This is a genomic window from Teredinibacter franksiae, assembly GCF_014218805.1.
In the GTDB taxonomy this organism is placed as follows: Bacteria; Pseudomonadota; Gammaproteobacteria; order Pseudomonadales; family Cellvibrionaceae; genus Teredinibacter; species Teredinibacter franksiae.
The window spans coordinates 1,948,958-1,971,718 of record NZ_JACJUV010000001.1 but is presented as its reverse complement, the minus strand read 5'-3'; the positions used below and the strand labels follow the sequence as shown (position 1 = coordinate 1,971,718).

Below are 22,761 nucleotides of genomic sequence, written 5' to 3'. Positions count from 1 at the left end.
CATGGATGATAACGGTTTTGTACCATGGCCCGAAGGGTTTCAGCAGCAGTATCGGCAAAAACAGTTTTGGCGTGGTGACTTATTACCGTGCATTCTTGAAGACCGTGCTAGAGAAAATCCCGATGCGCCAGCACTAGTGGCAGGTGATAGCCAATTAAGTTATGCGGAGATGCTGGCAGCGGTAAACGGATTGTGTCATCAGCTGTTGGCTGCTGGTGTAGCGCCAGGGCAAAACGTTGTGCTACATACGCCCAGCGGTGTGGAATTTTACCTACTATTTTTTGCTTTGTTGAAGTTGGGTGTAAAACCTGTGTTGGCTTTGGAATCCCATCGACTCACTGAAATTCGCTATTTCTGCCAGCATGTTGAAGCAAATTTTTATCTCAGTAGTTTTTCTAGAAATGACTGTGTGTACCGTGACATTGCCGTACAGCTGCAGAAGGAAAACGTAATTGTTAAGGCGTTAGATATAGCCTGGAGTGACGAGAGGGACGGCACGCTATGTAAAGATATACGGGGCGAGTCCCTCGTGCGCGACGCTAACGCTGGTGGAGTAGAGATCAATGAAGCAGGTATTGGTAAAAATCACACTGATTGCGTGCGCATGGACAAAACGCTTGATGCGCGCATAAAGGTTAAGCCTGATACTGTAGCTTTTTACCTTCTATCGGGGGGCACCACCGGTACACCAAAATTAATTGCCCGCACGCACGACGATTATTTCTACAGCGTACGTGTTAGTGCCGAGGTGTGTGAGCTTTCTTCCAGCAGCGTGTATTTATTGGTAATGCCAGCTTCGCATAATTTCACACTAAGTTCTCCCGGTGCTTTAGGTGTAATGTTTACGGGTGGTTTAGTCCTGGTAGCAAAGGCGCCAGACCCGGCGAGCGCTTTCCAGTTAATTGAGCAGCATCGTGTTTCCATGGTGGCGTTGGTACCACCGCTGGCAGCGACCTGGGTTAATGCGTTGGAGCAGTTGCGCGCGCGCGGTGGCGACGTATTGTTGGATTCGCTCAAGCTGATTCAGGTGGGCGGTGCCAAGTTGAGTCTCTCTCTGGCGGAAAAAATACAACCTTTATTCGATTGCCGGCTGCAGCAGGTCTTTGGCATGGCCGAAGGCTTGGTGAACTATACCCGCGTGGACGACAGCGACGATATTGTGCTCGAAACTCAAGGCAGCCCCATGTCGCCTGCTGACGAAATTCGAGTGCTGGACGATAACGACCAGCCGGTCGCCCCGGGTGTTCCCGGTCATTTGCTTACTCGAGGCCCGTACACTATTCGCGGCTATTACCGTGCGCCAGAGCATAATGCACGGGCATTCACGGCCGATGGTTTTTATCGCACCGGCGATATTGTGGCTTTAACCGAAAACGGATATCTCATTGTAACTGGTCGCAGTAAAGACCAGATTAATCGCGGTGGGGAAAAGATTTCTGCGGAGGAAGTGGAAAACTGTGTGTTGGCACATAACGCTGTGATTGACTGCTCGGTTGTTGCTATGCCCGATGTTTTTTTGGGTGAGCGTGTGTGTGCTTTTGTTGTGCCTAAGAGCGCAGCCGAAAATCAATCTAACCCGACTGTACTTAAGCGCGAAATTCTTGCTTATTTGCGCACGTTAGGAATTGCCGCCTTCAAAATTCCAGACCGTATCGAGTTGGTTTCTGCGCTACCTATAACTCAGTTTGGTAAGGTGGATAAAAATCGGTTGCGTAAAATTGTTGCTGAAATTAATAAATCGGCAATGGCGTCTGCTTAATCGTTAACAAGGAAACCCATGAGTATTCCCGCTCTACCTGAATATACTTTAAATCAAATTGTGTGTAACCAAAGCAACAAGCCTGGATGGCAAGTGGATCCGAGTCGTGCAGTATTGTTGATACACGATATGCAACGTTATTTTGTCAATTTTTACGGTAATGATTCCGCTTTTGTTTCCAAGCTTATTGTTCAGATACAGCAATTAAAAAATTGGTGTGCAAGTAACGGTATACCCTGTGCTTATACGGCCCAGCCGGGAAACCAGAATCCAGAAGAGCGCGCGCTACTAACCGATTTTTGGGGGGGTGGCTTGAATGATGATCCAGACGTAACCGGTATTGTCTCGGGGCTTGCTCCCGTAGCAGACGACAAGAATTTTACGAAATGGCGCTACAGTGCGTTTAAGAAAAATAATTTCGACAAATGGTTGAGAGCCTCAAATCGCGATCAGATAATTATAGTGGGTGTGTACGGCCATATAGGCATTTTGTCCACGGCTCTCGAAGCCTTTATGCTCGATTACCAGCCCTTTATTGTCGCCGATGCTATTGGCGATTTTTCGCTGGAAGACCACCAGTACACGCTGGACTATGTAGCTAAACGCTGTGGCGTAGTCACTGATGTATCCACGCTTACTGCCGGTAGTGCAGTTAAACTCCAGGCCGACACCGCTTTCTATTCGCATACAGCTATTCGAAAATGTGTAGCCGATATTATTTACGAAACCCCCGATGTCATTCCTACCAATGAAAACCTACTGGATTACGGTTTGGACTCCATTCGTTTGATTACCTTACTTGAAGTTTGGCAAGCCGAAGGCGTAACCCTGGATTTTTCCGAATTCGCTAGCACAATGACGATTGAAAGCTGGTCGGCCATTTTACAGCGAGAAGCTGAAGCCGTAATGCGAATGCCGGTTGAGGTTGTTGCCTGATGGATGCTGTCGATGGGAGAACTGCGTTGGGGCTGACACCCGCGCAACAGGGGATATGGATGGGCCAGCAAATGGATGCGTCCAGCCCCCGCTATAATACGGCCGAGTGTATTCGCATTGAGGGGCGTGTTGATTTGCAGCGATTGGCGGGTTGTGTTGAGGCTGTTTTTAACGTTGCTGATGGCTTGAATGTACGCTTCAGTGTTGCTCAACCGCTACAGGAAATCGTACCGCTTACACAAAGGCGCTGTTCTATCATAAAACACCATTTTTCTTTGATGGAAGATCCTAGTGTTGGCTCGATATCAGCGTTACAAGTTAACGCGTCTACCGCGTTACCTACCGAATTACCCACTGAGATATCGAAATGGGTAAGTGATCAGTTGCGAAACCCTCTTAATATTGGCAATGGGGAGCTCTACCAGCTAGCGTTGCTCACCACAGATCAGAACAGCTGTTACCTATTTATAAAAATTCATCATATTGCGATTGATGGTTTTGGTTTTTCGCTACTTATCGATGCCATTCTAAAAACCTACGAAGGTAGGCACTTACCTGAGCCACTATTTGGGGATTACCGTGCTGCAGTGCTCGAAGCAAATAGCCAAGTGGCGTTGCCCCAATACCAAGAAACTGAAGACTATTGGCGAGCACATCTCTCCGGGCACCAGCCTCCCCACAGTTTTTCTGCATCTAAAGGTGAATATGATAAATCATTTATTCGTGCTCGCCAGCGACTGCCCACGCATACCTACAGACAGTTACAGCAGGCTGCCCGCGATGCTGGAGTGACGTGGCCCGACCTGGTTTTGTCCGCTCTCACCCTATTGTTGTGCAGGCATACGGGTTGCAGTCATCAGGTTTTGGGCTTACCGCTTATGTCGCGTATGGGTAGTTGCAGTGTGAACGTGCCGATGATGGCAATGAATATTACACCCTTGGTCGCCCACATGGCGGCGGGTGATAGCGTGTTGAGCTGCGCTAAAAATATAGCTGAGCAGTTTAAGCGGGATCGACCATTTCATTATTATCGTTACGAAGCCCTGCGTGCACTTGCTCGAAAAGATAAATGGATGGCTGATGAAAATGTGTGGGGACCGGTGGTTAACATTATGCCTTTTACCCGCCGCGCTACCGTGGGTGGATTGAATCTGTCCTATATTAATCTTTCGGCCGGACCGGTAGAAGACATTAGCTTCGCGTTTAGTGTTAATGCCGACCAGAGTTTAGCGTTAACCGTAGATGCTAATCCAAATCGCTACACGCAATCGTTATTGCATCAGGTCGCGGAAGAGCTGGTGGCCGAGCTAACATGCGATATCAGTGAATTGAGCCAGCCGGTAAAATTTGACCCCGTACCTTTATCTTGGATGCCAGCAAAGCAGTTTCCCAAACAACATCTTGCGGATTCCGATTTGAATTTTTGGCTGCGGGTGAAGAATATTAGCCAACTATCGCCCAATCAGCCGGCCATTGAGCATAAGGGGCAGTGCTTTAGCTACGCTGAGTTGGTAAAAAAAGTTGAGCAGTTTTCCGCTCAGCTGGAAAAATTGCAGATTGGTGACGGTGCGCGATGTGCTCTTGTTCTCCCCCGTGGTGTTAGTGCGATTGTGGCGAGCTTGGCTTGTATTGCATTGCGCGCTACGTTTATTTTTGTCGATTGCGGCGCGCCGAAAAAGCGTAACCGAATTATTTTTGAGGATGCTCAGGTTGACCTGATTCTTGCGGATGTTTCTGAAGCGGTTAACGATTACGGTGATATTGCCGATGTTATGGTTGTGCAGAATTCGAAAATTACTGCGCGGACTTCGTTCGCTCAAGGCGGAAAAATAATAGACCACCATCGCTTCAGTCAGAGTGATACTTGCTATATTGTTTACACCTCTGGTTCTAGCGGTCGACCTAAAGGCGTCGCTATTGGGTATGAAGCTGCACAACAATTCGTTTCGGCAGCGGTACGCCACTATGGATTTTTAGCCAACGATCGCGTTCTGCAGTTTGCGCCCCTGCATTTTGATGCGTGCATTGAAGAAATCTTCTGTACTTTAAGTGTAGGTGGCACTTTGGTCATTCGTACCGACGATATGCTCGATTCTACGCACACTTTTTTATCGCTTTGTCAAAAGTGGCGAGTTACGTTGCTCGATTTACCAACAGCATACTGGCACGAAATGGTTGCTGCGATGGAAAACCAATCACTGGTTTTCCCTAAAGCTATTAACACTGTAATTCTTGGCGGCGAAGCGGTAAAGCGAGAAGTTATTTTGGCCTGGCAAAAACGTATTGAAGGGCATGTGCAATTATTCAATTCCTATGGCCCTACCGAAGCGACGGTTGTTGCAACGGTGGAACCGCTGCACAAGTATTCAGAAAAGCAAACGGATGTGGCCATCGGCGGGCCATTACATGGTCGTGCACTGGCGGTAGTGGATGCGCGGATGCGCGTTTTACCCAGGGGCGAAAGTGGTGAGCTGGTACTGACTGGCGCAGGCTTGGCTCAGGGCTACATTGGCAGCAAGGTGACGCAAGCACCGTTTATACACGTGTATTTACCCTGGTGCGAGCAACCGTTGCGCGGCTACCGCACGGGTGACCGCGTGGTACTGACGGGCGATAACCGTTTGGTCTATTTGGGGCGTGTAGACAATGAAATAAAAGTCAGCGGCCATCGCATTGCCCCGCAGGAAATTGAAATGGCGCTGGAGAATTTAGCGGGCATTCAACAGGCGGTGGTAACGGCACAAAAATTTTCAACCGGTGTACATATTGTTGCTCACCTGATTGTCTGTGAGGGCTCGGAGCTGCGTAATTTAGTAGCTCTGCGAGAAGCGCTTGCGCAAACGTTGCCGCAGGTGATGTTACCCAAGTCGATGCACTATGTAGAAGCATACCCGTTAACCGGTTCTGGCAAGGTAGATAGAAAAAAACTCTCTGAGTCTTCAAAAAAAAATGACCAGCTTATACAGGGGAATGATGAATTTAGCCAAATGCGTGAGCTTTGGACACAGTTGTTAGGAGCGCAAGAGTATCAGGCCGACGATAATTTTTTTAACCTAGGTGGAGAATCCATACAGGTTATTCAACTGGCGAACAAGCTATGCCAGATCACCGGCGCGCCTGTAAACGGCACGCTGCTTTTTCAAAATCCAACACTAGAAGCCATGAGCCGTGCCGTACTGGGGGGCAAGAGGGGTAAGGAGAATGCCGTGCCTTCCCATGATCGAGCAAAACAACAGGTAATAGCCGATTGTGAAAAATTTGAGCAAAGGTTAAAAGCGCAGATCAATGTGCCCGCAGGTAATTCCTTAAGGCCAATGGGCAATGTATTGGTAACGGGGGCAACGGGGTTTGTGGGTGTGCATATGGTGATGGCATTGCTGTCTCACACACCGGGGCGCATCTTTTGTTTTATTCGAGCAGACAACAATGATGCTGCTTTGGAACGCTTTTACGGAGCGTGTCGGGAGTTTCATGTCAGCTTGTCGCAAAGTGAGAAAGCGGATCTAAGCTGTCGTTTGGTCGTTTTTGCGGCGGATATCAGCAAGCCCAGTTTCGGTATGGTCAATAATCAAGAGCAAGCCATTTTTTCTCAGGTGTCGCATATTTTTCATGTGGCGGCGGTAATTAGTGTTACGCGTGATTATTCTTCATTGGCAAAGGCCAATACTCTAGCAACCGGTGAATTACTACTGGCCGCCGCTCGCTATGGCATTGCTTTTCAGCACTGTTCCACGGTTGCGGTTACGCCACCTAAAAATCAGGGGAATTTAACCGAAGATTTTATGGCTTACCACGAAGGGCTTCTTGATGGTTACCAGCAAAGTAAATGGGCGGCCGAGAACCTAGTAGAACGTGCTGTACAAAATGGTGTCGATGCACGTTTGTTTCGTCTGGGCCGCATAACCGGCCGTTTTTCCAATGGTTTTGTTAAAGGTAATGATTTGGTGTGGCAAATACTGTCGCTGGGTCTAAAACATCAAGTTTTACCTGACTTGAATGTAGAGGAGCCGTGGACACCGGTAAATGAAGTTGTGGACATTATGCTTGCGGCCTGTGCAAGTGAAGGGTTTGGTCGTGTCGTCAATTTGGTGGGCGAACACAGGGTAGGCTTCAAAAAGATGTTTCAATGGTTGCGTGAAGAAGGCTATGGGTTTGATGTGGTAAGTGTGCCTGAGTGGTGTCAAACACTCTCGCAATCGGAAGGTGAGTCGGAGCTTGCGTTGGTGGCGTTTTTTCATCACAAAAAACAGGCGGCGGAACGCGGTGTGGACTTGCAAATGGGTGACATGCTGTCCGGTGATACGTGTGTGGAGCTTGGCCGCCTAAATAAGCCTTTCAGTCGTATTACTCGTGAGCATTTCCAAAAGTATTGTCAATTTGCTCTGGAAGAACCCGCCTATGCCGAATGATTATTTTCAGGAGTTTGCCGGAGCCGTAGCGGCAGTGACCGGTGCGGCACAGGGCATTGGCCTTGAGGTTGCTAGCATCCTATACCGGTTGGGAGCAAAAGTGGTGGCATTGGATACCCAGTTTACCGATCTACCAAAAACTGGAGTAAGAACCAATGCTTATTGTCGCTGGCACTTGGATGTGGCTGATTCGTCGGAGGTCAATGCGTGCCTAGATTCAATTGAGAGCACTATTGGCCCCATTGCTTTTGTTGCGCACTGTGCTGGAATATTTCGCTTGGGCGAAATACTCAGTCAGCCAGAAGACGATTGGCTGAGCACCTTTCATGTGAATACCTTTGGTGCTCTGAATATCTGCCGAGCCAGTGCGAGCTTAATGAAAGTGCGTAAAGCGGGTGCGATTGTTGTGGTGGGTTCAAATGCGTCTTTAACTCCTCGTATAGGCATGGGTGCCTATGCGGCGTCCAAAGCCGCCACCACGATGATGCTCAAGTGTCTGGCTTTGGAGGTGGCGCAGGATAATATTCGTTGTAATATTGTCGCGCCCGGTTCCACTAATACTCAAATGCAACGGCAGTTGTGGCAGAGTGAAGCGGATAGCGAAAAAATAGTGCGTGGAAATAGTGAGCAGTATCGCCTCGGTATTCCGTTGGGGCGAATTGCCGCTACAGAGCAGGTGGCGAATACGGTTTTATTTATGCTGTCGGATATGGCCAGCCATATCACCATGGAGACGCTGAAAGTCGATGGCGGTGCTACGCTGGGGTGAAGATTGAATTTATTTGTTGTGATTGTGTCTGTTGGAGACGCTAGCTATTCGTCATGCTCGCGACTCTAACGAGTCGTGGTCCGAGACAGTTGGGTGTTGTCAAAATATCTCAGGTAGTCGTGCGTGTTAGTGGGCATCACCTGGCGAAACGCCAAAATACTTTTTGAAAGCAATAGAAAAATTAGCCGTATGGTTGTATCCGGCAATATAGGCTACTTCTCCAATGCTCATCTCACCGCGTAATAGATCATTAGCTTTTTCTAATCGTTGATTCCGCACATACTCAATAATGGTTTTATCGAATGCCGTTTTAAATTCTCGTTGTGCGGTGCTGATACTCATGCCGAGTGTTTCGGCGATTTTTTGCAGCTTTATCGGGGCGGGAGTATTGGGTTTTATAAAGTATTCATCTAAATGGTGTTTAATTTTGGCCGCTGCTTTTCGCTTGGTGGCAGGGAAGTTCGAGCGGGAATGGCGATTTTTTACGTTTGTGTAGAGCTTATTAATAATGGCCGAAAGTGTAAGTAGTACCTGGCTTTCCAAATGCAAGAGAGAGGAGCACTGATCGGAGGAAAACTGAATGTCACGCGCAGTGGGTAGTAGGATCGAATGATTATCGAGAGTGCAGTGCTCGGGGTTGGTTTGAGCGCTGAGTCTATGCACAACAAAATGGTCGAGTTTGGAGCTTCCTGTGAATCTTTGCGAAAGCCACCTGAAAGCTAGGGTAATAAAAACAAAGTGTGTATTACTGTAAACCGCAATATCGTTGTTTTGGTTGCTGCTGAAAGCAAGTTGGAAATTCTGAAGAATGCCATCCTGCTGTAGATATTGGCGTGAATGAGACGCGGTTAAAAGTAAGAATGATACGCGTAACGGGGTTGTTCCATAGACAAGAAACGGCGAAACGGTGTGATTTTGATTGATAATGTACTGTGCCTTTTCCTGTAGCAGGGTTAGGTCCAGATCCGACGTACAAGCGGTTTCTGAATTGCGGGTGTTAGAGGGGGTATCGAAGCCGGGTAGTCGACCCATTGAATAATTTCCCGTTAGGGTTAAAACACTTTTGGTGAAGCACCATATAGTTTTGACGAAAGCGCATAAAACAATAAGAGCGCGGTAGGAATGGTATCGGGTAGTATATGGAAATGCAAATCATTCGCATATAGGGGCTGTTCGAGTTAACAATTTTGTTAACTGTTTAGCTTTAATACTTAACATTACGCAGCTACTTCATTCGGTTATTCCATTGATATGGAGGGGTGGTTGCAAGAAAAGGGATAGCGGGCATTCTCACCCATGCATAAAGAATCAAGTTCGGTTGTTTCAGAAAAAGCGGCAAAATACATGACGATGTTGGGTAAACACTTCGCCAGAAAAGTCACGGTTGAATTCACCGAAACCCAAGCAAAGGTCGACTTTCCTTGGGGGAAGGCGGTAATGGAAGCGATCGATAATCGTCTGAATTTTAATTGCGAGGCCGACTCCGAAGAGTCGTTAGCTAAGGTAAAGTGCGTAATTAATGATCATATTTACCTGCTGAAAGAAGTGCGCGGGCAAGCTTTAGACTGGCAAGCGGTCTAAAGGGCCAGGTAAGCCGTGTAGCGATCACGAATTTGTCTGACGTAGTTCACGGGTTCGGTACCGCGCACATAGCCGAACCGGACTTTACTGTAGTACTGACGTTTTTGTAAAAGTAACATGGCTTTTTCGACATTGTTAAACCATTTGTTGCCGTCCCAGCCTTGTTGGCGGGCTAATCTACGAGCATCGTTAACATGGCCGAAACCGGCGTTATAGGCGGCTAGGGCAAACCAGAGTCGTTCATCGAGAGGCAGTGTTTTTTCAAACCTGTCACGAGTCCAATCCATATAGCTAACCCCAGCGTATATGCCTGTTTCCGGAGTGAGAGGTAAAGTAACACCCAACTCCTGCGCCGTTCTTGGCATCACCTGGAAAAGGCCAAGGGCACCGGCAAAGGATTTCGCCTTGGGGTTAAATTTACTTTCCTGGTACATTTGTGAAACCAGCATGCGCCAATCGAAGTGGTATTGGGCGGCCAGCGGTTTGATTAGATCGTCGTATGGGGACAGTCGTGTAGAGTCTGTTAGCCGTTGGCCTTGGTACCTATCAATTCTTTTTTCGTTGCGGAAATACTTGTTGTAAGTAACGTTAAAAAAATGGCCGCGATAATTCTTTTTGATGTATTGATTCAGTGCGGCAAGTAGTTCGGGATTGTTGTGCCGTACCGCCCACCCTAAAGATTGCTTGGGTTCAAGCTTTAAACCGGGCTGCAGGTTATCGTTAAATTTGTGCTCAACGGCAATGAGGTGGCTGTCAGCGATAGTGGCATCTACTTCGCCTAAGTTGACCGCTGAAATCAAATCGGACGTTGTCTGATCTGAAGAGGCTTCAACGAGTGTAAAGTTGTACCCCTCGTTCAAGAGTTGTTGTGCTGTTTGCCAATAGGCGTGGCTGCCTTTTATGGTGAGGGTTCTGCTATTGAGGGCGTCTTTGTCTGGCAGTGGTAGGGCGTTTACGTGAGTGAGAAGCTGTTCCTGCACGCGATGATAGTGGCGAGTGAACGCAATGCCTCGCGCTTGGCGCTCGGGCGTTATTGTAGTGCTTGCGGCAATAACATCACCTTCGCCAGCCTTAAGCATGGCTATCATGTCTGCGCCTGGGGGTGCTACTTTTACTTCTAATCTCAGTCCCTGCTGCTTGGCAAATTTTTTCATTAAATCGTATTCGTAACCCATTAATTCACCGCGCCACAAAAAATAGGATATAGCGCTGTTGCGGGTAATCATGCGCAGAGTCTTTCGTTTTTTTATTTCAGCGAGGTCACCGGTATAAATTTTTGATTGACTTTGAATAATCTGTGATTCAGTTAAAAAACGATTAAGTGCCGTAAGCAGAAAAGGATTACTTTTGCGCACTGCCCAGGCAATAGGGCGATTTTGAGCGAGGGTAAGACCAATCGAAAAATCGCTGCGGTATTCTGCTAGAGACTCTGCAATGTTGTGATCAAGCACTGTTGCGTCGTACTCACCAGCGTTGACCAAATCTATTTGCTCATCAGGATCGCCCGTTTCCAGCTCGGCTATATCAATATTGAGTTCGCTGTTCTGTGTGGAAAAAGCGTTTAGCGATTCTACAAATGAGGAGCCCTTGCCTACAGCAATGCGTTTGTCTTTTAGGTTTTCTAGCTGACTGAAGTCAGCTGTTGCCGCGCCAATAATTTTCTCTGCGGCATTCGAAATTGGTAGGCTGAATGCAATACGTTGTTCGCGTAGCGGAGTTTGCGTTAAATGCCCAACTATAAGGTCGCCATAGCCTTGTTCCAGTTTTTCGATCAGTTGCGTATGGGTGTCGACCAAAATCCATTGCACTTGAAGGCCCAGCTGTACGGCAAGCTCATCTGCAAGTTCTCTGTAGCCATGAGAGGGTAATCCTGCACGCGGTAGGCCTGTGTCTTCCCAGCGGGGTGAAAGAATGCGTAATACCTTGTGTTTTTTTAGGCTGCTCAGATCGCCCAGTTCCCGATAATTTTTGAACTGGGTTTCCGGTGGCGCCGTAGCCGGCGTCTCTGCAGATGTAGTTTCGGAGGGTGTGGGGGGGCGGACGATGGATTGCAGCCCGCCAAGCATAGTAATAATACAAGTGAGAATATTTGCAGCACTGTTTTACCTAAATTGACAATCATTTATTACTTACTTTCATTCAAGGGTTGTTCGCAACGTAACATTATACAAGGGTACTCGCCATCCCCCCAATGCACATATCAACGTAAGGAGCATCATCGATTCGGATGGACGATTGAATCGCAAAATATTTATCACGTTTTGGGTGGGCGTATTTTTTGTCGATCGGAGCCAGTATCTAGGTTGAGTCAATACGCCGTGGCTCCTACGTACGAATACAACAGGTGCTAGTTTGGCATAGTCAGTTGGTCATAAAAAACTCAACATGAGGTGCACTAATAAAGAGCAAAACAGAACCAAAGCAAGTGGGCGGCTGCTGATGCTTAGTAGGGCGTGAGGGACGGGTGTTGATATATGAGAACTACATATTTTGTGGCTTAGCCTATAGCCTATTTGTCTAGCCGGTATTTTGTATTTACCGCTTTAATGAGCGAAGCTTTAAGGATCAACAGGAGGGGGCATGATTCGATTAATACCAATTGCCAATAGCCTAGAAAAGCTATCAAAAACGCAATTTTATGATGAGTCATCCCTGTATCAAGGATTCTTAGAGTTCCTGTCTATTAAGACCCCTGGGGACATCAGCTATATCGCTTTTTACAATGCGAAAGAGGCTGAATTTTCTCGTTGTTATTGTTCGAATATCGCCCTGAACGAATATAAAGACGCCAAAGGGGCTACGATGTCGCCTGCGTTGCTAGAGCTTTGGTACGACAGCTTCAAGCGCCGTGAGGCTGTCGTACAGAATTACCACCTTGTGGAGTGCAAGGATAATGCCTTTTGCGGCATTCATGGTTATAAACATCATGTTGTTATTGCGCTGAGATCAAACGATGGTGAAGTAGTGGGGGTTCTGGGTATTGCGGCTTTGGAGAAGCCTTACCAGGAAAAGGATGCCAGTAAATTACACTATCTGGCGCTCACAGCCTGGGAATTGGTGTGTGAAAAATCAAACGAAATGGCTGATAGAAATAAAGCCTCGATTACCCAGTTTAAAGCCAGTTCTACCCAGGAGGTTTTGGTCAATTTAATGGGCGCAATTTCAAAAGCGCTGGAGTTACGTGATTCTTACACCAGTCACCATATGCGCAATGTTTCGGTTATTTCTACTTGTATAGGCAAAGAATTGGGCCTGGATCATCAACGCTTAACGGGCCTTGAAGTAGGAAGCTTGATTCACGATATTGGGAAAATTGCGTTGCCATCAGAGATACTCAATAAGCCGGGTGAGCTTAGCCGCCCGGAATATGATCTACTAAAAACGCATACCACTATGGGCGCACTGATGTTCGAAGCCGTGGTGTTGCCATGGTCAATTAAAGATATGATTTTACAGCACCACGAACGACTGGATGGTACTGGTTATCCGGGTGGTAGGGTGGGGCACGAAATATGTTTGGAAGCCAAGATAATTGCTATTGCGGATACTTTTGATGCCATGTCTACAGATAGGCCCTATCGTTATTCACCCGGTCGGGACGCGGCTCTTGAAGTTATTAAGGGTGGGCGATGTACAAAATTTGACCCCTATATTGTGGACGCTTTTTTGGCATGCTATCAATGCGATACGAGCTTTGGTGGGATATACGAGTAGTTTACCAATAGATGATGTAGAAATTTAGAATCTAGCCCTAAAGCTTTTCTACTTTTTGCAGCAGGCTAAGCATGGACTTATGCATTCGCAGTTTGATGCGTTTTTCGGCAATAATTTCTTCGGAAACACTGGCTTCCAATTTCTTTATGCTAGCAATGTGAGCGGCATTCACGCCAGACGATCTGGCCACGTCTTGTAATTGACCAAAACCGTCGTGTACTTTCCCTTCTACTTTAGAAAAAACCTGCTCGAAGGATTCATCTAGCTCGCGGGTCAAATATTTTATAGAGTTGCAAACAGATTCGAGAGATCTCTTATTTTGTTTTTGGTGACCCGCCTGCAGTATTCTATGAATTATTTTATCCGTTAGGTGCGATAGTTCTACTAGATTTTCCTTTTCTTTTTCAGTGATGGCATTAGAATCTTCGCGACGGATAATGCCGCCTATATGTTGCCAGCGAAAGTGAAAGCGCTTGTCGCCAGATGAGGGATTTACTTCGCCAATTTGCATGCTGTTCACTAACAATTTGTCTTTGCTGGCAATGGCCCCTACTTCATTTATTTCCAGTGTTCTTTCGGGAGTGTATACCAATATGTTCGACGAAAACCCCATTTCTAATAAGCACTGATATATGGATAAAGATACATCCTCCGTTGTGCTTGCATCCAAGCATTCGAGGACATAGCTCACTAAAATGTTTTTTTCTTTCCAAGCAGATTCATAATCTACTATCTCTATTTTTAAGTTGTTGACAATTTTGGTTAGCTCATTTATTTCATTTTCATTAATGGGCGTACTCTTTAGATCTCCGGCTTCTCGGGTACGTTTTTTTAGCGTTTCAAGCTCACCCTCTAAAAGGCATATGCATTGCTCGGATTCTTGTAAGTTACGTTTGAGGAAAGCTATATCTTCTTCTCGTTGAGTCGATAGGTTAATGGTCTCATGGATTTCTGTGTTCCCACTATCTGGTGAGGGCTTTATGATTTTAAGTGATTCTTCGAGTTCATTTATTATATTTCTTTTTTCATCCAGTAATTTATTTAGGCGGCCAATTTCCCTTTCGCTTGCTTCAATTATCTCTTCAGAAATGTCGTGTATATCGTGGCGTAGGTTTTCGGTTTCTTTGTGGTTAGATTGGTCATATTCAGACATATGACTGGTTAGCTTTATTTGTGCGTATTTTAGGTTGTCTTCGAGCTCTTTGATTCTGGATTTCATCGCTTGGCTAGTGTCAGAAAGTGTTGTCATTTTTCCTTGAATTTGTTCTTCCTGGTTTTTTGTTTTATCAATTGATATGGAATTAATTGCGTCGATGTGGCCCTTGATTTTCGATACGGTATGGTGCGTTTTGGCTATATAGTTTTCGCCAGAATCGGAAATGTATGAGGTTTCTCGATAGAGCTCGTTGCTAAATTTCTCCAATAGTTTTAACACTTTCCTGTTTATAGCGGATAATCTTTCAGGGTTTTCCTCCATTGATTCGCAGGTTTTTACCAGGTTTTTAAGTGCCGTTTTTACTTGATCTTTACCTTTTGATTCTGGGCACTTATCTAAGAGGCTCTGTAATAATTCTATATTTTTCTTCAGGTAGGCGATAATACCATTGGATTTGCTTTTCTCGTAAATAGCAATAAGCTTTCGTAGTTTGCTATGCAGTAATTCCCAGTATTCTTGTGAGTCAATACCTCTGTCGAGGCAGCTTCTTTCTATCGCCAAATAGGCGTGACGAAGTTGCATCACTTTCTTTTTGAAGTGGTTTCGTTTTTTGTGCCGCGTAGTGTTTTGGGTTTGATGGATCTGACTGGACAAAAAATCTTTTAGTGCCTCTTCTGTCTTGTTTTTGCTGAGCTTTTTTTTACGTAAAAAAGCTATTTTTTGGGTGAGAAACAAAATTACAAAAGTGCAAGCTAGAACTATAAAAAGAAGTATAGAAATGAGATTGTTTTGGCTAGGGCCAAAATTAATCTGTGAAATGAAATCAAGCATGATTCGAACCGCTTGGAGATAAATGAAATGTACATTCCTCCAGCTTCTCCCCTCTATGACAGGTAATGTCAAAAACGGGGTAGGACTTATTTTTGTGTAGTAGCCGTAGAGTCGCACTTGCCTCTTCGTTTTCGGCGCTCTTCATCAGTTTTTTTAACTGGGATTCGTCATCTGGATGTATTCGATCAGCTAACTCCATATGCTGGTAGACGTGTTTTTCTAGCTCGCTGTCGTAGCCCAGCAGGCTCATGGCCAGTGGATCCCACTGTAGAATGGCCTCTGTTATATGCCAATGTATCGACCCTGTTTCGGTTTCATCCGTTGGACTTTCCTCGGGGCGGGTGGAGGCGTTTTCCGGTGATTGGCTGGTGGGGGTAAGCTCATATTCTAGAAAGCGAGCGACTAGGCCCAAATAGCCGCTTAGCGCAGTGAGGCTTGAGGCTTCTGTTGAGACCGAATTGTTGTTGCCAAAAACACTCAAAACTCCCCACAGCCTGCGGTTAACCCAAATGGGCTGGTGTATCGCAGTGGTAAAATTGGCAACGTGAAAGTTGTTAAAGTCACAGGGGTAGTCTTCGCAACGGCATAAGCCATTTTGGCTACCCTTTGGGGTTTTATGTATGCCGTCATGGGTTATATGACGAATAACTTTTGCGACGATTCCCGTGTGTTTTGAGTGAGTTATACGCGCTAATACCACCTCTTTAACTAGCCTTGGGAACAGGGGTTCGAGCATCATGATGTTGTCTAATCGACTTTTTGCTATCGCTTGAGGCCATTCGTAAAAATGCGTCATTAGTGTTTTAACGTAATTTGGGTTGTACAGCTCGGATAGTTCTGGGGAGGTTGCCAGAAAAGCATCACCAGATTTGTAGAGTTCGTCACTGGCGCACATAAGTTTGGGTAGAACAAGCTCGTGACGTTCATAGTCTTTGTTTTTGATGATTTTCTCGCCGATCTCAATTGCTTTGTGTGCAAGCAAAATAAGGTTTTGGTCGATAACGCTGATATCTTCAGTGGTAAAGTGAAATACCGACAGGGCGTCGAAGGCGACAATTTCGAGTGGCTGTAAGTGTGTGGGGCTTTGCGCTTGCAGCTGTGTGTAAAACCCAACCGCCGTTAGCCCCGCGCCACATATAACGCCGGTAGAACCACAGTTACGGGTGATGAATTCCCTGGCGGCGGTATAGCCCCCCTCAAACAGGGTGTCGTCAATAACATAAATCTGGTTTTCCGCAAGTTCTAGGCTATTGATTTCGTGCTGATCACAAAAGGCTTCGTAACGCTTTCGCAGGTCGAATTGACTGATATCGCCCATGTAGGCAAGTTTCCGATGGCCATTTTTTATGAGGTGATTGAAAGCAAGCTCTATACCGTAGGCGTTATCAGAGCTTACAACGGGCACATCTAGCGGGAAGTAATCAAAACCTACGGATACCACCGCTTTTCCGGCTTTTCGCATGGCCTTAACTAGGCTTGGGTGTACGGCATTGCGCAGGATAATGCTGATGTCGCTCCGGTCGATGCCTAGTGATGATTGGTGCTTGCCGTAACCGTTGGTGTTAACAAGGGAAAAACCGTACCCTTTGACTAAGCAAAGTTGCTGTAGTTGGCCAATCAGTTCGCCAAAGTAGAACCCCTGCGCCTCGGGGGTATACACCGCAACGCACATGCGATGGCTGTTGTTTTTGGACATGTGAAAACACACCTGCATTTTTTATTTGAGTATAGATGGGAATCGCCGTATTAGGCGTTGGCGTGCTTTAGTTGGAAGTAAAAACACTATATGGTTGATATTGATCCAGTGGGGCACCGCTAGAGATGACCTGCTTCGAGCAGCGGCGGGTGTTGTGTTTCGTGGGAGTAAAGAGGGGTTAGAATGGCGTGTTTTTCGTTTTTGTGGCTTTTGCGCTTGTGGCGTAACGAGCGAATGGTTAAATGGGTAAACCTAGGGGCGCAGAGCCGTGATTTTTAATAAGTTAATAATTTTTATTACCGCTATGTTTTGCTTGGCGTTATTTGCGTTGCCTGCCCACGCATTGGTTGTGCTGCAGTATCACCACATTTCAGATCAATCACCCCCTGCTACTAGTACATCGCCTGCGCTTTTTGAGGCGCATCTTAATTTCTTACAGGAACAGAATATTTCGGTACTTTCAATTGCGCAATTACCCGAGCTTCTCCAGAAAGCGCAAAACGGGAGTAAGCTGCCTGATCGCGCTGTGATGATCACCTTTGATGATGGTTATCGCTCAATATACAACAGTGCCTATCCGTTGCTGAAAAAGCGCGGCTGGCCATTCGCGGTGTTCGTAAACAGTAAACCCCACGATGAAAAAAACCCGCTGTATATGAGCTGGAAGCAAATGCGTGAGATGGCCGCTCATCAGGCCATTTTTGCTAATCACAGTGATAGTCATCCGCATTTTTTACGTCGTCGGGGAGGAGAATCTTTTCTGGGTTGGCAGCAACGGCGCATGAATGAAATCGTGTTTGCCCAGAAGCGCTTAGCCAAAGAGCTGGATGTGAAAACAAAATTGTTTGCACACCCCTACGGCGAGTATGACGAGAATTTACTGCAGCAGTTGGAGCAATTGGGTTATTTGGCCTTTGGTCAGCAGTCCGGCCCCATCGCGGCCTATAGCCACCCTCAGTTGTTACCCAGGTTTCCTATGGGGGGGCGTTATGGAAGGGCTGAAGACTTTGCTATCAAGGTATTTAGCTTGCCGTTTCCACGTTTGAAGGCAACAGTGAAAGACTCTAAAGGGCGCAGCTTGAAAAACCCAGAGTTGCCCGAGGAAGAAACGCTGCCCGTACTCACATTGGTGTCGCCGGTTTTAAGGTTTGCTGAGAATGCGCAATGCTTTGCTTCTGGCCAAGGGGCCATCCACACCAAACTCAAAGGTGGGGGGATTCAAACCGTAGCCATTCAGCCACTGAAGGTTGGGCGAAGCCGGTACAATTGCACCGTACAAGCGGGTGGCGGTCGTTACTATTGGTATTCCCAAATGTTTATTCGTCGCAATGTCGATGGTAGCTGGTATAGAGAGTAGGTTTACATTTTGAACCAGAGTTCCGGCTTTTTATAAATAGCGTGGTTGGTTAGGTGGGTGGTGTCTATTTTGAATATCTGACGCCCCTCAAGCGCAGATCGGTAGCTATCCTCATCGTGAAAGTGGTTAAAAAACTCCTTTAGCTCGCCAGATTTTTGTAGCTTCCATAAACCTTTTTCTAGGCGCGCTTGAAGCCGCGGTTCCTCTTTACTAACATAGAAAAAAGTAGGGGACGGAATATTAAGCGCTTTGGTGGGCTCAATTATCAATGAGGGAATAATCTTTTTTCTAGCCTCAAGCTCATTAAAGACTTCGTTCAGCGCTCGAGGGAAATAATCAAATCGCCGCTGATCCAGCATGTGGAAAAGGCCTTCGTAATCATTGCCCTGTACCAAAGTAAAGTTTGCGCTTTCTAATACTCGGCTGCTCATCCAGTGGTGGTGGGTGCCTGCACGTGCCGCTTGTAGTTCCTTTAGGGTTGTAATATTGGCAAAAGTTAAGGCGTCTTCGCGGTGAATCATGAGTAGACGGTAATTTTGTAAACCGCGACGCAGTGGGAAAAATACCGTATTTAAAGCTTGATCCCAGTCTTTGCAGGCGGGAGCATCGCTGATGTTGATTGCGCCGTTACGGGTGATTTCAGAAAACTGGCGTTTGCGGGACATGGCCGGCATATACATGACTTGATAAGGCCCGAATTCGTCTTTGGTTTCTTCCAGAACTTTATTCATTAAGGCGATGGTGTAGTCGTTTCGCCTATCCATTGCTGATTTTGGTGAGGCCAGTTTAACAAGCTGCATGCCACTGGCGTGCTTAGGAAGCGGAAGGCTCGTTGCGGGGCTATTGATACTCGCGGACGTTATTACTCTTGTAATGGGCGAGGTGTTGGTGGATCGGGAAGGGCCGGAAAAAAAAGAAACGGCCGAGCCGGCCACTGCAGAAAATAGCAGTAGCACAATGGTTAATAGTTTTATAGAACCCGTATTTAGATGAGGCACCGTACCTACCTTTCGCAAATTAGCACTTTTGTAATTGCTTGGCTGCGTATTTTGCAAAATAGGTGAGTATGCCGTCGGCGCCGGCCCGTTTAATGCAGAGCAGCGATTCCATAATGACACTTTCTCCCAAAACGCCAGCATCAATGGCGAGCTTATGCATGCTGTACTCACCACTAACCTGATAGACAAAAGTCGGAACGCCGAATGTTTGTTTTACCCGCTGGACGATATCCAAGTAAGGCATTCCCGGCTTCACCATTACCATATCGGCGCCCTCTTCAAGGTCTAGCGCTATCTCCTGAATGGCTTCGTTACTGTTGGCCGGGTCCATTTGGTAGTTGAATTTATTGCCCTTGCCAAGGTTTGATGCCGAGCCTACGGCATCTCGAAATGGTCCATAGTAGCCCGATGCATACTTTGCTGAATACGCCATAATTTGCGTATTAATGAAGCCTTGCTCGTCTAGTGCTGTGCGTATGGCGCCTACGCGTCCGTCCATCATATCGGATGGAGCAATGATATCAGCGCCAGCCTCAGCGCAGACTTGCGCTTGTAGCTGCAATGCGGCTACGGTTTTGTCGTTGAGCACGTATCCGTTTGTGTCGATAATACCGTCTTGACCGTGGGTAGTGTATGGGTCGAGGGCGCCATCACAAATAATGCCCATTTCAGGGTACAGAGATTTTATTCGTTTTACTGATCTGGCTACCAGGCCATTATTGTCGAAGGCGGCTTCACCGTTTTCGGTTTTCAGCGAGGGTTCGATGTTGGGGAACAGCGCAATGGCGGGTATGCCTAGCTCTAAGAGCTGCTCGACTTCTCGTTCAAGCTCGTCGATAGAAAGCCGAAATTGGCCTGGCATCGATTCAATAGCTTGTTTTTGTTGCTTACCATCGATGACAAATACAGGGTAGATGAGATCGCTGCTACTGAGTTCTGTTTCGCGAACCAGCCTTCTGGAAAATTCAGAAAAGCGATTCCTGCGCATGCGGGTGGAGGGAAATCGTCGGTTCATGAAAGGACTCACGGCCAATGTTAAATTACACTACACGGGTTGTTGTGTATTGCGCTACTTATTTTGCAATGCACTATAGAGAAAGCGGGGATTTTGAGCAAGCTATGGGGCTACCGTTATAGACTTTGCTTATGCTTCCTTTTGTTGTGCTTCTTGTCTTCAATAAGTATTGAGTCTTATGGTTTTAGCCAGCTTATGACTATAATTTAATTACAGAGGTCGCACACCTGTTGGTTTTAAAATGACCATAAACGGCGACAACCGCTGAGGTTATCAGCCCTGAACGCGCAGCTTTTGCTACGCAAAATTGCCTTATATCCGCTCACAGGATTGGCAATAAAAACCCCCGCCCAAATCGCGGGGGTTTTTTATGTACAGGATGTACGTATGTCGTGAAGGCCAAGGATGGCCGAGAACGACGATGACAGGATGTACGGCAGAAAATTGCATCCCTGCATTTTCGGCACTTCCGCCATCCCTGGCGGTCGTATGTCGTGAAGGCCAAGGACAGCTCCATTGCATCCATGCAATCGCTGCATTAGTGCGTCCATGCACGTCATGGCCGAGAACGACGATGACAGGATGTACGGCAGAAATGTGAGAACGCTTTTTTACCGAATTTATCCACAGGGCCGTTCTAACGATTACATTCCTATAATCGCCTTACATGACTCAGTTTTGCTGTATATATATGGCGCTGGACCCTCGCCCGCGCTACATGTTTCGTTCATCTTTGTTCAAAAGATGCTTTAATACACGACTTTGTTTTCTATAACAATACTTGATGATTCTCGGTATAAGGCTTGCAATGTCTCCTTCAAATACGAAAATACGGCTGTTTTCCGTTCCTATGTTATTGGCTGCATTGGTGTTTTTCTGTATGCCTGTCGCAGCCGAATCGTGGCTAACTCGCTATCCGGCAAAGGCTATGGATTGGTATACGCCTGCCGAACAAAAGATTGCTAGTAAAGCGAAATTATTTGATCAGGCAGGAAAGGGCAAGGCTAAGAATGTCATTCTGTTTGTAGGTGATGGTATGGGTGTGAGTACGGTGACTGCGGCTCGCATTTTTGCTGGCCAATTAAACGGCCAGACAGGTGAAGAATACGAGTTAGCCTTCGACCGCTTCCCTTTCAGTGGCTTGGCCAAAACCTACAACACTAACCTACAGGTGCCGGATTCTGCGGGCACCATGACAGCGTTGGTGACGGGTGTGAAAACCAAAGCTGGTGTATTGAGCATTAATGACAATGTGGTGCCGTGGGCGTGCGGTAGTCAAAAGGGGAATGAATTACTGAGTGCGTTGGAATTTGCCGAAATTGCGGGAAAATCGACGGGCATTGTTTCCACTGCACGTATCACCCATGCAACACCTGCTGCCACCTACGCGAGCGCGGTAAGTCGAGATTGGGAGAATGATTCAAAAATACCTGCGGCTGAGAAAGCCGCTGGGTGTGACGATATTGCTAGTCAGCTTGTTGGGTTCGATAAAAATTTACGCTCCTATTTAAGTACACAAAAGTCTGGTGCACCACTTAACCCGAAGGGGCTGCAAAAAATTGACGGGCCGGATGTAGTTTTGGGTGGCGGGTTGCGCCATTTTTTACCTAAGGGCCTTCACCACTTTGGAAGTGGTTTGTCGGTTAAAGGGCGCAGAGGCGATGGGCGGAATTTGATTGAAGAGTGGCAGCAACTTTATGCGCATGGGAAATTTGTTAGTAATAAAGCCCAGCTGAACGTGGCGCTAGCTGAAAAAAGTGGCAAGATATTGGGTTTGTTCAGTGATTCTCATATGGCTTACGATGCTCATCGGCGCAAGGCCATCGAACAAAAAGCGCCAGAAGGCGAGCAGCCATCACTAGAGGAAATGACGCTGGCAGCGTTGAAGGTTTTGCAAAAAAATCCCAATGGTTATTTTCTTATGGTTGAGGCAGGGCGTATCGACCATAGCCACCACGCGGGCAATGCATACAATGCTCTGTCGGATACAGTCGCCTATTCAGACGCTGTTCGCGCGGCGGTTAAGCAAACCAATAGTGACGACACGCTAATTATTGTAACGGCCGATCATAGTCATGTGTTTACCATGGCCGGCTACCCACAAAGGGGGAACCCTATTCTGGGTAAAGTTAAAAGTATTGAAATGGGTGGGCTTCCGAGTAAGGAATACCAGAAAGCAAAAGATGGTAAACCTTATACCACCGTGGGTTATCAGAATGGCCGTGGTATGGCCTACGTTCCGGGAGAAGTTAGCGGGAATCGCCAAGGCGTAGGTGATATAAATGCGGGTAGACACGACTTAAGTAAAGTCGATACAGAAAACAGCGGGTACTATCAGGAAGTGCTTGTACCCTTGGAATCGGAAACTCACGGTGGCGAAGATGTTGCTATTTATGCAACAGGCCCCGGTGCTTGGCTCATTTCGGGCACCCATGAACAGAACGTTGTATTTCACGTAATGAATTATGCAGCGGGTTTATCCACTGCAGCGGAAAAAGCGTTAGGTCAGTAATGACGTCATTGGCTGGAGGTGTTGTCGA

General features: G+C 46.8%; 14 protein-coding genes. 8 read left to right on the top strand and 6 right to left on the bottom strand.

Going from position 1 to position 22,761, the window contains the following annotated elements; genetic code table 11:
• Window position 1 precedes the first annotated feature (1 nt).
• Genes H5336_RS08115 through H5336_RS08100 form a run of 4 tightly spaced genes read left to right on the top strand, consistent with a single transcriptional unit; the run spans window position 2 to window position 7,873 of the window.
• Window positions 2–1,759, top strand: coding sequence for a (2,3-dihydroxybenzoyl)adenylate synthase (locus tag H5336_RS08115; protein ID WP_185233155.1), 1,758 nt, complete (start codon window positions 2–4; stop codon window positions 1,757–1,759).
• Window positions 1,760–1,777: 18 nt separating this feature from the next.
• On the top strand, window positions 1,778–2,695 hold the full coding sequence (locus H5336_RS08110; protein ID WP_185233154.1) for an isochorismatase: 918 nt from the start codon (window positions 1,778–1,780) through the stop codon (window positions 2,693–2,695).
• Window positions 2,695–7,104, top strand: coding sequence for a non-ribosomal peptide synthetase (locus tag H5336_RS08105; RefSeq protein ID WP_185233152.1), 4,410 nt, complete (start codon window positions 2,695–2,697; stop codon window positions 7,102–7,104). The genes H5336_RS08110 and H5336_RS08105 overlap by 1 nt, the downstream gene beginning before the upstream one ends.
• Window positions 7,094–7,873, top strand: coding sequence for a 2,3-dihydro-2,3-dihydroxybenzoate dehydrogenase (locus H5336_RS08100; protein WP_185233151.1), 780 nt, complete (start codon window positions 7,094–7,096; stop codon window positions 7,871–7,873). The genes H5336_RS08105 and H5336_RS08100 overlap by 11 nt, the downstream gene beginning before the upstream one ends.
• 126 nt (window positions 7,874–7,999) lie before the next feature.
• Here H5336_RS08100 and H5336_RS08095 read toward each other — a convergent pair whose 3' ends face one another.
• On the bottom strand, window positions 8,000–8,905 hold the full coding sequence (locus H5336_RS08095) for a helix-turn-helix transcriptional regulator (RefSeq protein WP_185233150.1): 906 nt from the start codon (window positions 8,903–8,905) through the stop codon (window positions 8,000–8,002).
• Between the two features lie 264 nt (window positions 8,906–9,169).
• Between H5336_RS08095 and H5336_RS08090 the strand changes: the two genes are divergently transcribed.
• Window positions 9,170–9,454, top strand: a complete 285-nt coding sequence (locus H5336_RS08090; RefSeq protein ID WP_185233148.1) for a DUF2218 domain-containing protein — start codon at window positions 9,170–9,172, stop codon at window positions 9,452–9,454.
• Here H5336_RS08090 and H5336_RS08085 read toward each other — a convergent pair.
• Window positions 9,451–11,520 (bottom strand): MltF family protein, encoded by a 2,070-nt coding sequence (locus H5336_RS08085; protein ID WP_185233147.1) that lies wholly within the window; start codon window positions 11,518–11,520, stop codon window positions 9,451–9,453. The genes H5336_RS08090 and H5336_RS08085 overlap by 4 nt on opposite strands.
• A gap of 514 nt (window positions 11,521–12,034) precedes the next feature.
• Between H5336_RS08085 and H5336_RS08080 the strand changes: the two genes are divergently transcribed.
• Window positions 12,035–13,168, top strand: a complete 1,134-nt coding sequence (locus H5336_RS08080; RefSeq protein WP_185233145.1) for an HD-GYP domain-containing protein — start codon at window positions 12,035–12,037, stop codon at window positions 13,166–13,168.
• Window positions 13,169–13,205: 37 nt separating this feature from the next.
• Here the strand turns inward: H5336_RS08080 and H5336_RS08075 are convergent, their stop codons facing one another.
• Both H5336_RS08075 and H5336_RS08070 read right to left on the bottom strand, forming a co-directional pair.
• A complete protein-coding gene (locus H5336_RS08075; protein ID WP_185233143.1) occupies window positions 13,206–15,227 on the bottom strand; it encodes a coiled-coil domain-containing protein in 2,022 nt (673 codons plus the stop codon).
• Window positions 15,148–16,851, bottom strand: coding sequence for a substrate-binding domain-containing protein (locus H5336_RS08070; protein ID WP_185233141.1), 1,704 nt, complete (start codon window positions 16,849–16,851; stop codon window positions 15,148–15,150). Before H5336_RS08070 ends, H5336_RS08075 begins: the two co-directional genes overlap by 80 nt.
• A gap of 268 nt (window positions 16,852–17,119) precedes the next feature.
• On the opposite strand from H5336_RS08070, the gene H5336_RS08065 reads away from it, so the two are divergent.
• Entirely contained in the window at window positions 17,120–18,208 is a 1,089-nt protein-coding gene (locus H5336_RS08065; RefSeq protein WP_313556605.1) for a polysaccharide deacetylase family protein, read from the top strand.
• 2 nt (window positions 18,209–18,210) lie between these two features.
• On the opposite strand, the gene H5336_RS08060 is transcribed toward H5336_RS08065, so the two are convergent.
• A complete protein-coding gene (locus tag H5336_RS08060) occupies window positions 18,211–19,206 on the bottom strand; it encodes a transporter substrate-binding domain-containing protein (protein ID WP_185233139.1) in 996 nt (331 codons plus the stop codon).
• A gap of 19 nt (window positions 19,207–19,225) precedes the next feature.
• The gene (hemB, locus tag H5336_RS08055; RefSeq protein WP_185233137.1) at window positions 19,226–20,221 is read right to left on the bottom strand and encodes a porphobilinogen synthase; all 996 of its coding nucleotides are present in this window, start codon (window positions 20,219–20,221) and stop codon (window positions 19,226–19,228) included.
• 880 nt (window positions 20,222–21,101) lie between these two features.
• Between hemB and H5336_RS08050 the strand changes: the two genes are divergently transcribed.
• Window positions 21,102–22,733 (top strand): alkaline phosphatase family protein, encoded by a 1,632-nt coding sequence (locus H5336_RS08050; RefSeq protein ID WP_246439057.1) that lies wholly within the window; start codon window positions 21,102–21,104, stop codon window positions 22,731–22,733.
• Window positions 22,734–22,761: the final 28 nt, after the last annotated feature.